An 11,319-nucleotide genomic window follows, 5' to 3' on the forward strand; every position below is an offset into this window, starting at 1 on the left:
ATTTGCGTCATGGACAACGGAAGCCTCCCGCTTCAACTCCTTTGATTTACCGGCCTATCCCGACGCCGTCTAGTGATTCAACACAGCCGCCAGTTCCGACTATTGTGGAAGAGAGACCCGCCGCGATACCGAGAAAAATCGCTTGGTCGGTTGGCAACCCGATCACGACGCCAGCGGCAATTCCGAGCGTCCCAAGTCCGAACACTTGCCCAAGTGCTACAGCCTCGCTATCAGTAAGCACCGTTCGAATGGCTTCAAACTGGATCTGCACACTGAACGTGAACACGAGGAGGATAATACCGAAGCGGGCGAGTTCAAGCGTGACCGCCTCTTCGATGAAGAAGCCAGCGACGACGCCTGCGATGATGAAGAAGGGGACAGTCGGCAGCCCGAGCCGATGCGCCACGAGAAGGAACGCTCCACCGGTAATGAAGATTACCGAAAGTGCGGTGAGCAGATCACTCATCGAGACCACCCTCCATTTCTTCAGACGTCTGCGGGAACAAGTCGGAACGACTCATCCGCGCGATGTCAGTTTCGATTGCGTCGGTGAACGTCGCACGATCAACGAAGTACGCTTCGAGGTACTCTGCGAGGCGTTCGGCGGTGAGTTGGGGGCTCATCACGACGTAGTGGGCACCATGCGCATAGAGGTCGCGGGCATCGTCGTCCCATTCGGCCTCGACGAAGACCGTCGTTCCCTCGCCCACGTCGCCGAGTAGCGCCTTATTCACGTCAGGTTCGGCAGACGAGGAGAGGACAAAGTCAGCGTGCATCAGTCTGGCCTGTTTCCGAATTTCGGTGTGACGAAAGTCGCCATAGATCACGTCGTAACCGGCATCAGTGAGGATCTCGACATGCGCGATTTGTCGGTCGATGACGACGACCTCGTCGTAGAACTCGTCGAGCACCGGTAAGGTGCCGCGTGTCACCGCATCGTAGCCAATGACGACCGCGTGGTCACGATACTTCTCCTGTTCGATCACTCGCTCGTCATCGCTCTCCCAGAAGCTGATGTAGGGATAGAATCGTTCATAGAGCTGGTGGTTGTACTTGATGACGTAGACGGAGACGCTCATCGTCAGAATGGCAAGCAGGCTCAGAAAGCCGAGAATTGGCTCCTCGATGAAGCCGCCTGTGACTGCGACTGCACCAGCGACGAGCGCGAACTCGCTGACTTGGATCATATTTGCGCTGCCGAGAAACGCGGTTTCGAGGCTGAAGCCCTGCCAGTTGGTGAGTGCGAAGAAGATCAAGAACTTCGCGGGCATCAAGATCATGGCAGCGATAATAGCCTCCTGCCAGTAGATGAAGAGGGCTGCCGCATCCAGCTGAAGCCCGATCGAAACGAAGAAGGTTAAAATGAATAGGTCCGTCAGGGGCGCGATACGCTCCCGGAGCTCGGTACTATAGGGGAGTTGTGCGAGTGCCACGCCAGCGATGAATGCCCCCATCTCAATCGAGAGGTCAAGCTCCTTGGAAACGAAAATAAACAGAAACGCCCAGGCAATCGACACCAGAAAAAACACGTCCTTGTTGTCCGCGATCCGTCGGAATATCTTGGGCAATATGTACCGGGAGGCGGCAGCGGTGACAAGGCCGATGCTGGCGATTAGGCCGAGGATGGTCAAGAGGGTGGTACCAACATCGGCGACGCTGTCGGGCCGCCCGGAAGCCAGCAGCGTCAATAGGATGACGACGACGATGTCCTGAATGATAAGGATACCGACGTCGATCTTACCCGGGAGTGACGTGACTTCGTCCTTATTAGTTAGCATTTTAATAACGACAGCGGTCGAACTATACATCACGACCAACCCGATCAGCAAAGCGTCCCAGATCGAAAAGCCTAGCAACAGTGCGGTGGCCATTCCTGTGAGACACACGAGAACCATCTGCGGGAGAGAGATGGTGACGACCGGCCGGAGAATGTGTTTAATGTCACCGATGCGCATCTTGATACCGAGCAGGAACAGCAGAAACGCGAGGCCGAGTTCGGCCATGGTAGCAGTGGTGTCGCTGGATGTGACGACCCCGAGCACGGCCGGACCGAGCAGCAGCCCGGTGAGGAGATAGGCGACGATCGTCGGTTGGTCAGTCTGTTTCGCGATGAAACTAATGGTTGCTGCTGACATGAGAATGATAGCGAGATCCGTTGCCAAGGCTAGTTGAGGTACCATCTCAAGAGGTACACAGAACTACTGCTGGCCAGAGGATAACCCTGTGGGGACACGATGATGGGGATTTTGACCAGGGAGATTACTATTGTTACGCGTGGAACGGTGGGGTATGCCATGGTAAAGAAGCCGATATATGTATTTGTAATATAGTGAAATTAATCACCTTATATGTTTATACAGACGTTTGAAGACTACCTTTGAACTCCTCTACTGCCACCAGGTGCCGTTGGTCCTCAAAGAATCTATGACGGAGATGATGGATACCCTCTCGTAAATAATTGGACTCTGAGACTTCTGGGGGCAGATTATCTGTACTGACTTCGCGTTTCGTATTCAGCACGGTACCCAACCATCTCAAACTCGGTAGACCGACCAGCAATCAATAAGCAGATCGACTGTTTAGAGCTCCAGTCGGAGCACCGCTAGAGGAACACAGACAAAGTGGTAGATACAGGGCAAGCAGTTACCGAAGCGGCTATCGATCTATCCGAACTATGTCAAAAGCCACCTGCTGAATATAGAGGATGGACCCAGCAAACTGGTTCTGTTTGTTTCTGGAACCCTACGATGAATAAGTCGGTCAAGAAATCTGGGGAGTGACTACTCGATTTCTAACTGACCACTTCCGGCACCATCCTCACCGTCGTTCTCGTCCCATTCGAGTTCGAACTCGATACTTCGTTCAGTCATATTGCCAGCCGGGCCTTCGCGTTCAGCTTTGACCTCGAAGGTTGGTCGGGTAGGGGGATTCAGCGTTACAGACTCGGAGCCTGCTTTCAGGCTGATAGCGTTTCCGCTGTCGAGATTATCCGCGACTTTCCGAAGGTACGATGCAATCTCTTCTCGACTCTGGTTGCTTTCCGATTTGAATAGGACTTCTTCAGGCATAATATACGATACGTTGCCTGCACTGATAAATGAGTCCCCTATACTACCCACTGGCAATCACCTCTGATCGGTACTCTGGAACGCTGACTATGCGCTTTGTATTCATTATGACTCTTCGAACAGATACGCTGATTGGTAGGAACCCTTGCGGTCAATAAGCAGACGTATCAACCGGTTAGTTCATCCCCAGTCTAACGAAAAGAAGGCACGCATCAATTCTATCCTCCGAGGTTGTGGGAAGATGAGACTACAGGCCGTTTAGCAGGCTTGTCGTCGGTGAATTCGGACAAATCAGTCTACCGCCAATCTTTCAGACGCCCTCTCAACCGCTAATTCCTGTTAGTCTTAGAAGGTTTTCGGCGCTCTTCCGAGGTAGCTTCCAGTGTCGCCACTCAAAACTAACTCTCTTATGCGGATAGAGCAGCTGTTCACCCGATTCCGGTCTCCTTCTTCAACAGCGTGAGCGTATTTTCCGCCGTTACGAGTGGTGTCTGTTCGTACTCGCCAGTCAACTCGATCTGCACGAGCAGATCAACAGCTCGCCAGATCGAGTACAGCAGACAGGCGAAGGCGAAATAGAAGAACCGCAGCACGAAACTTTTCGATGTCGTCGCTGCCATGAACCGCTTGATACTCTTGTAGCCGCTCTCGATCTCCCACCGCGAATTGTAGAAGTGGACTGCTCCTGGGCGGCAGTTCGTCATGAAGACACTGTACTGCGTATAATCGGTGCTCTCAGCGTTTTCCCGTCGCCTGTAGATCAGTGTCGTCTCATGCCATTCGTTCTTCCCCAAGTAGAGTTTCCGGTCAGTGACATAGCGGTCTCGATCCCACCGGAGTAGACGTTTTGCCTGAGCGCGTTCACTCGTGTACATCCGCTTTGGAACAACATACCCGAGACCGCGTTGGTCGATTTCTTCGAGGATGTGCTGACTATCGAACGCCCGATCCATTAACACACGATCGACGTGAACAAGGTCCTGCGCCGAGTCTAGCAAGTCCTCAACGATCTTGCGGCGACTCTCGCCCTTTCGGATCGGCCGAGCGTCCAGTACCAATGGAACAGCTTTCCCAACCAACTGTATCGTCGCCCACTGGCAAGCGTACTCACCATCTTTCGTACCGGGTATCTCGTCCTCGTGGCCCGTTCGATCGCCTGTGAACGGCTTTGCCTCGGTCGTATCGATCGCAACGAGTCCAGCACGATGGAAAGCATCTGTCTCCGACACTCGATCAATAAGTCGCTGCAACGCCTCGTGGTACATCTCACGGATTGACTCGATCGAGAGACCACGGATATGATCTCGATGAGCATGCCCTAACGGAGTTCGCTCCCGCTGCGAGTCATAGAGGAAACTACGTGCTCCTTCGTTCGCTGCTAGGTTCTCCCGAAGCCCCAGATACGTCTGGAGATCCCAGAACGCATTCGGGTGGATCTCACAGCTGTCCCCGCGATTAAGCGAGAACGCTGGATAGGCGATATGACTCACCTGTTCAGTAATTTCATCTGTATGGGTAAGCACTTCGTGATCGGTAAGACGGTTGTCTTCCTGGCTTTCAGAGGTACGGAGCGGGTCTCTAGGGACATTGATGTCTTCCCTGTTGGCGTTGATGAGAACGGTTCGTGCGCTCTTCTGAATCGTCTCCTGGAGATCAGGTGAAAATCGGCAGTGCCACGTCCGCCAGAGTGTTGATTGATCGGGAAGCGTCTCAAAGTCAAGCTGCTGTTGGATCACTGGCTGGTCTTTGAGATACTCAAGGAGTGCTGTTTCGTGATCCCAGCCGTAGGCTTCCTTTAGCAGAAATGCTCGTGTCAGCGTTCGCATTTCGTACGTTGCTGGCTTGTCGTACTGATCATGCGGAGTTAGATCAGCGTATTGTAACGGGAGCTCGCAAATGAACTCGTCAACCGAATTGTGGGCTTCATGAGCAAACCAGGCCGATGCGACAGTTTGGATATCTTCTTCGAGTGCGCCAAGCGAACTTCGGTCGTACAACCCTGTCGTGTCGTACGCTGGCCACTCTCGGTACGAGTCCGTAGCAACCGCTCGAAAGACATCGCGTCGCGAAGCCTGTGTCGAGGCCATCGGGCGAACCCTGCTGACTCGACTGCAAGAGCCTATCTATCCTGCTCAGTATAGGGTGAGCAGTTACCGAAGCGGCTATCGGTCTATAAGATGTATGCCAAAAGTCGTCTGCTGAATACAGAGGGTGGATGCAGCATAATTTGGGTTACGGTAACAAATAACATAGCTCGAGTGGTAAGGGCACTTGTGCTCTCCGTGCTCGGGGCCGCGGGAGGTGAGGTGTAAGGAGAGACACGAGAAACGGAGACCATCATGACAACAACGGCAAAAGACACCGATGAAACAGCCGTCGAGGACTTCCGAGACACGCTCCGGGGCACCCTGCTCCAGACCGATGACGAGGGGTACGACGACGCCCGAGCAGTCTGGAATGATCGACCGGCGGCCTGCCCTGATCGCACAGTGCGCAGGCACCGCCGATGTGATGGCGGCTGTGACGTTCGCACGCGATCACGATCTGCTCATCGCCGTCAGGGGCGGTGGACATAACGTCGCTGGCAACGCCGTCTGTGATGACGGCCTCGTGATCGATCTCTCCCGGATGAACGCGGTTTACGTCGATCCCGATACCAGGACGGCCCGGGTGGATGGGGGAGCGACGCTGGGCGACCTCGACCACGAAGCCCAGGCGTTTGGCCTCGCGACGACCGGTGGAATCGTCTCGACGACCGGGGTGGCCGGGCTCACGCTCGGCGGCAGCCTCGGGTGGTTCGCCCGGAAATACGGTCTCGCCCACGACAACCTCCGATCAGTCGACCTCGTCACAGCTGACGGCGAACTCGTTCGGGCAAGCGACGAGACGAACCCAGACCTGTTCTGGGGAATCCGGGGTAGTGGCGGCAACTTCGGGATCGTCACGAGCTTCGAGTTCGAGCTCCACCAAGTCGGCCCGGAGGTGTGGGCCGGGAGCGTCCACCACCGCCTCGAAGACGCGGAAGCGGCCCTGCGGTTCCTCCGGGACTTCATGCGGGAGGTGCCAGACGAGGTCCAAGCCAACGCGTCGTTTTGGAGGGTGTCGGAAGACCCACGGTTCCTGTCGGACGTCAATGGAGAGACGATTCTGACGATCAACGCCTTTTACGGGGGGACGATCGAGGACGGTGAGGACGCACTCGGGCCGATCGCCGAGTTCGGCGACCCGATCCTCGTGGAATTCACCGAGTGGCGTTACGCGGCGTGGCAGCAGCGGTCGGGTCGTCGACACTACTGGAAATCCCATTACTTCGAGGAACTATCGGACCAGGCAATCGCCGCGATGGTCGAGCACATCACACCGTTTCTGACCCCAGACACGGTGGCGTTCTTCGACTGGATGGGCGGGGCGATTGGCCGAGTCGATCCCGACTTGACCGCCTTCCCGGACCGGGACAAGGAGTACGCGTTGACAGTCGCCCCACGATGGGACAACCCGACCGACGACGCTTCGTGCATCGAGTGGGCGAGGGCGTTTCACGACTCGATGCGTCAGCACGCGGCTGAGGGCGAATACGCCAATTACCTCAACGCGGACGACGAGGCGATGATTGAGGCCGCATACCACGGACAGCTCGACAGGCTCGTCGCCCTCAAGAACGAGTGGGATTCGGACAACCGTTTCCGGATGAACCAGAACATCGAACCCTCAGTCTGAGAACGCAGCCGGTCACTCCACGTACCAACGATTTCTGGTCAGAATTGATGAATATGCGTGTCGGTTACAGGGAACTATTTCGACCCGCGCTCCCGGAATCGACACAGACAGAGTACCAAGAGACACCGATCGACGGTCAAGCCACGTCCTGTACTGAGTACCCGTTCGTTCAGATCAAGAGCAGAACGGATGACCGATATGCGCGCGGTATGCATCGCCGTTGGTGGAAACTACCGATACCCATGACGATTGTGCTGCTGAATGGAGAGTATATTTTGCGGGACAGCGACGCGCTCCGCGGATGTCAGGTGTCATCAGGTGGGGGGACGGTGCCGGCCACGGTATACCCCGTTATCGAACAGAAGAGCCGGTCGTCGGCTCCGGCACGACGGACCGCTTCCAGCCAATCGTCGGCCTGGTCACGGGACAGGACGTCTGCATCCTGCATCGCTTCGAGCCGGCCGTCGAAGTACAACACTTCACTCGCGAGCTCGAAATCAGTAAATACGACCGTGGTTGGGTCGATCTCGATTTCCGTTAGTCCCTCGTCTCTGGCGAGTGCATAGAGCTGTCGCCCGATGTGTGGATTCAGGGTGTCTGCCCACTCGCCCGCAGTCACCGCGGCTGTAACCTCCGGGTCGGCGTCCGGGGCGGCTACGATGCACGTCTCCCAGTCCGGGTCGGCCACGGCGATTCTGCCACCCGGTCGCGTGACGCGGCACAGCTCAGCCACTGCGCCTCTGGGATCGGGGAGGTGTTGAAGGACGCGGTTCGCGCGACTCGCGTCGAACGTCCCGTCCGCGAAGGAGAGGTTCATGATATCCCCGGTTTGGAATTCGACGGTCGTCGTCCCGTCGGCACGCGCGTTCGCTTCCTCAATCAGTGACTGGCTTTTATCGATTCCCACGACGTCCCCCTCAGGGCCGACGAGATCGCCGAACAAGAGCGCGTCATCCCCCGTTCCGCACCCGGCATCGAGAATCTGGCTGCCTGGTTCGGCATGGAGGAGTTCATAGTCCCGACGGCTGGACGCCTGGATCGCATCAAGCCTGGTCACCGTATCGAGATAGTCTCTGGCCTGGTCGGCATCAGCATCGACGTTTTCCCAGCCCGGTCTCCGACCATCAGCGGTCATGAAACAACCACCATCGGAAGGCGCCGATCTGTAGGGTTCCACTGGACTGTCTTGGATCGATCTTCCTGGATTCTCCGGTACTCGATTGCTGGCATCAACGCGATGGATGGCTGATTGGACATCTGACTCGCCTGACCGGCTTTTCAAGCCACCTTCCCTATCGAAGCCATCCGTAATAGTTTGTGATGTCGGTGCTACCGACCGTTTGACAGTGAGGCGGCAGGGATACGGAAGGAGGATCCCACGAATATGACTCGGTGATCGAGTCTGTCGACACAATACCGAGAAATGACTCCGGATATCGCTTGATTTACGTCGTGAATACAGCGACACCGTCTCGTTCTCTCCGCTATCCGATAGATGCCCGGAGCGAGATATAGAGGTTGGATTCAGCACACGGATCAGTCGACAGAAACCCGATCGATTCCGTCGTGACGGTCGTGGATCGACACGTGCCCGTGCCCCAGCGTCGATGCCTTCTCCTCGAATTGGTGGATGAGTTCCTCGCTCGGCCGTCCGTACACGTCGATAGCCTCGAGGTCGATGAACTCACCAATCGGGGGGAACTTCGGGCCCGCAACCTCCATGTGATACGCCAGTGATGCCGAGTCAGCGTGCGTGTGCACGACGGCCATTCGGGTGCCGTCATCACTGAAGTAGACGTCGTACGATAGGATGTCCGGTTCGTTGGCGTCGACGAAATCCACCAGATCAGACATCGCTTCCTTGAGTTCGTCCAGTTTTCCATCACGTACTGTCGACTGGTCGACGTACACAATCACGTCAGATACCCCTCTCCGTTGTGGTTAGCTCCATTGTTCTCGGTTCTCTATACGCCGGCAGACTATGTGACCATTTTGCATGCTACGTAGAGTCGGGAGCCAAACAAGATACGCGCCCTGTATTCAGCACGCGATACTAAATCGGAGAGATCGTATTTTTCGTCGAGTCGATGCAGAAACGCAGCTGCCGAATCGGTGCCATGTCGACCAAATAATGCGACATCGAGTATTAGCTTCGTCTCGGTGTCTATTGCAGCGTACAACCAAGACCACTCGCCGTTGATCTTGACAGCAGTCTCGTCAACCGCGACCCGCTCCGGCCGCGCCTCAGGCGGGTCGCATCCGCTGTCAGCCAGCCGATGCATCCAATTCCAAACCGCTTCATGCGAGCGTTTAACGCTTAATTCCGCCAAGATCGTTGTTGTCTCACGGAGCGAACAACCGGTTTCGTGAAGGCGGACGGTGAACGCCCTGACGGGCGTCGCCGTCCGTTCGTTCTCCTAAGATTCTTCTAAATCCGCGTCATAGCACTCGCTGAGCAGGTTTGCAAGCATTCTAGTCCAATTCACTCAACGACCTGCTTGTTCCTCAAACTGGCTCAACTAGACAGTGCCGATGAATATATTTCAGTTCTCTGTCCAAGACTCGTTTAGCTTGTCACGGAGAGCAAGTGGGATCAAAGCGGCCGCACCGAAGAACGCGAGCAAGTACCCACCCATGGCTAAGATGTTATAACTCCAATAATAACCCGTCATCACGAAGAGAGCTACTCCAGATAACGTGACGAGGCTAAGCACGAAGATTGAACGAGAGATGTCCATACTAGCACGGAAGTTATAGGCGCTAAAGTGTCTTTTCTCTCTCTGCCACATATAGTATTTCAATACTGCTACTCCTGCATAAGAGGCCTCATTAGCCGCGTATAATCGGGTTTTGATCAATTCTAAACTTTGGCCGGTGCACTGAAAGTCCTCGGCTAACCTAGAGGTCACTCACACGACTGTGCCTATATATGCATTGAGACAAGCGGTCTCAACTATTCCGGTCTTGGTCGGTATCACTATCCGGACGAAGACCAGCGAAATCGAGACAGTCGGAGAGAGGCGTGATAATCGTACTAACGGTGAGCGTCAAAAGTACATTTCTGCGATCCATTATCAGTAGTTGGTAAGACCGTTTATTACTTCAGTTTCTTTATGGATATGTTACTTAAGAGTTGTTCATGGAGGGTAGAAACCAAACACCTCCGAACAATGTAGGATCGACAGTATCAGGTACGACTCTGGAAATACCCTCGAGATCTGAGATCGGCGACCAGACCATTGACTGTTTCATTGATCCACTCTCAACAGCGGCTCACTTCGATATCAAAATGACTCGAAGTGGGTGCCCGAGACCACTGGATGATTTGGGTGATACTACTCAAGTAGACCGAGGTCCTCGAGACGTTCGACAATTACATCGATAGCGTGTCTCGCGTCATCAACGTCCTTCCCACCAGTGACAACCAGCTTCCCAGAACCGAAGAGGAGAGTCACAACATCAGGTTCATCGAGTCGATAGACCAGGCCCGGAAACTGCTCTGGTTCATACTCGATACTCTCGAGACCAAGACCAATGGCGATCGCATTGAGATTGAGACTTCGACCGAGATCCGCACTACTGACAATATTCTGGACGACGATTTCCGGATCCGCTTCAACCTCGATCTGGAGATCACGAAGCTTTTCGAAAACGATCCTCATACTCTCTTGGACGCCCTCGATGCTTTTGGCACCAGTACAGACGATCTTTCCCGAACGGAAGATTAGGGCAGCAGCTTTAGGGTCTGTCGTACGGTAGACGAGACCCGGAAACTGTTCCGGGTCGTAGTCAGCCCCTGGAAGATCCATTGCGAGACTCTCGAGTGCAAGCTCTTGTCCAATCCCGGAAGAGGCGACTACGTTTTCGATCGTAATAGAGTCCTGTGGGCCTGCCATCTGCTACCAAAGTCGTGTGAAGATATTATAAAGATCAATGGTTCTACGGGAGAAGGTTGAGCTCTATGTAGTTCGCGGCTGTCCAGGAATACCCTCAATGACCGCACTTGAGTGATGACTCATTGAGATAGGAGCGGTCAATTTCTGGAAACTAGATCAGAAGAGGCAGACGAAACTTACAGCACCATATTCTTGTCGTCATCGCTTCGGATCAACCGGACGGATATATTCTGATTTGATTTTTTCGCCCTCTCGCCACTGCCAGTAGTAGTACCGATTCCCGTTGATCTCCTTCGTGGCCAACGTCGCGTTGGATGGTGCGTCGTCGCGATCGAGATCCTTTGGCCGATCGTCAATCTCCTTCTCCTCGAGTTCTGTCTCGAACTGGCGCTCTTTGTTGTCCGCCATCTCGGCAGCAATCTTTGCGATCTCTCGGAGTGTCTCTGGTGACTGCTTTTCGAGGCCCTCGAGGATGTATTTCGGCGGATCGAACATCGTGTTGATTAACCAACGTCGGGATTTTTCTTAGCTTTGTTGGTTAACTTACCACGCTCTTATGTAGAGCTGTGGAATGCCCCCATAGCAAGGCAGTCGATGACGCTGAGGAGGGATGCGCCGGCGAGATTCAACGAACGGAT

Annotated in this window: 9 protein-coding genes and 1 pseudogene; 1 reads left to right on the forward strand and 9 read right to left on the reverse strand. The window is 54.7% G+C overall.

Features of this window, described 5'->3' with window-relative positions:
• Positions 1 to 46: 46 nt before the first annotated feature.
• The 4 genes from C492_RS07195 to C492_RS07210 form a co-directional block, all read right to left on the reverse strand.
• A complete protein-coding gene (locus tag C492_RS07195; protein ID WP_008421863.1) occupies positions 47 to 466 on the reverse strand; it encodes a cation:proton antiporter domain-containing protein in 420 nt (139 codons plus the stop codon).
• Complete coding sequence (locus C492_RS07200; RefSeq protein ID WP_008421865.1) at positions 459 to 2,180, reverse strand: cation:proton antiporter; 1,722 nt, start codon at positions 2,178 to 2,180, stop codon at positions 459 to 461. Before C492_RS07200 ends, C492_RS07195 begins: the two co-directional genes overlap by 8 nt.
• 600 nt (positions 2,181 to 2,780) lie before the next feature.
• On the reverse strand, positions 2,781 to 3,068 hold the full coding sequence (locus tag C492_RS07205) for an amphi-Trp domain-containing protein (RefSeq protein WP_008421867.1): 288 nt from the start codon (positions 3,066 to 3,068) through the stop codon (positions 2,781 to 2,783).
• A 428-nt stretch (positions 3,069 to 3,496) separates the two neighbouring features.
• A complete protein-coding gene (locus C492_RS07210) occupies positions 3,497 to 5,155 on the reverse strand; it encodes a transposase (protein WP_008421869.1) in 1,659 nt (552 codons plus the stop codon).
• A 370-nt stretch (positions 5,156 to 5,525) separates the two neighbouring features.
• Between C492_RS07210 and C492_RS07215 the strand changes: the two genes are divergently transcribed.
• Positions 5,526 to 6,785 carry an FAD-binding oxidoreductase gene (locus C492_RS07215; RefSeq protein WP_008421871.1) on the forward strand — a complete coding sequence of 420 codons (1,260 nt, stop codon included), beginning with the start codon at positions 5,526 to 5,528 and terminating at the stop codon, positions 6,783 to 6,785.
• Between the two features lie 304 nt (positions 6,786 to 7,089).
• On the opposite strand, the gene C492_RS07220 is transcribed toward C492_RS07215, so the two are convergent.
• From C492_RS07220 to C492_RS07240, 5 genes and pseudogenes are all read right to left on the reverse strand, one after another.
• Entirely contained in the window at positions 7,090 to 7,920 is an 831-nt protein-coding gene (locus C492_RS07220) for a methyltransferase domain-containing protein (protein ID WP_008421874.1), read from the reverse strand.
• Between the two features lie 401 nt (positions 7,921 to 8,321).
• On the reverse strand, positions 8,322 to 8,702 hold the full coding sequence (locus tag C492_RS07225) for a putative quinol monooxygenase (protein ID WP_008421876.1): 381 nt from the start codon (positions 8,700 to 8,702) through the stop codon (positions 8,322 to 8,324).
• A gap of 134 nt (positions 8,703 to 8,836) precedes the next feature.
• A pseudogene (locus C492_RS22270) lies at positions 8,837 to 9,256 on the reverse strand (IS6 family transposase); the annotation flags it as partial.
• An 864-nt stretch (positions 9,257 to 10,120) separates the two neighbouring features.
• Positions 10,121 to 10,681 (reverse strand): TATA-box-binding protein, encoded by a 561-nt coding sequence (locus C492_RS22275; protein ID WP_008421882.1) that lies wholly within the window; start codon positions 10,679 to 10,681, stop codon positions 10,121 to 10,123.
• Between the two features lie 198 nt (positions 10,682 to 10,879).
• On the reverse strand, positions 10,880 to 11,176 hold the full coding sequence (locus C492_RS07240) for a hypothetical protein (RefSeq protein WP_008421884.1): 297 nt from the start codon (positions 11,174 to 11,176) through the stop codon (positions 10,880 to 10,882).
• Positions 11,177 to 11,319: the final 143 nt, after the last annotated feature.

The sequence above is a fragment of the Natronococcus jeotgali DSM 18795 genome (genome assembly GCF_000337695.1).
GTDB classification, from domain to species: domain Archaea; phylum Halobacteriota; class Halobacteria; order Halobacteriales; family Natrialbaceae; genus Natronococcus; species Natronococcus jeotgali.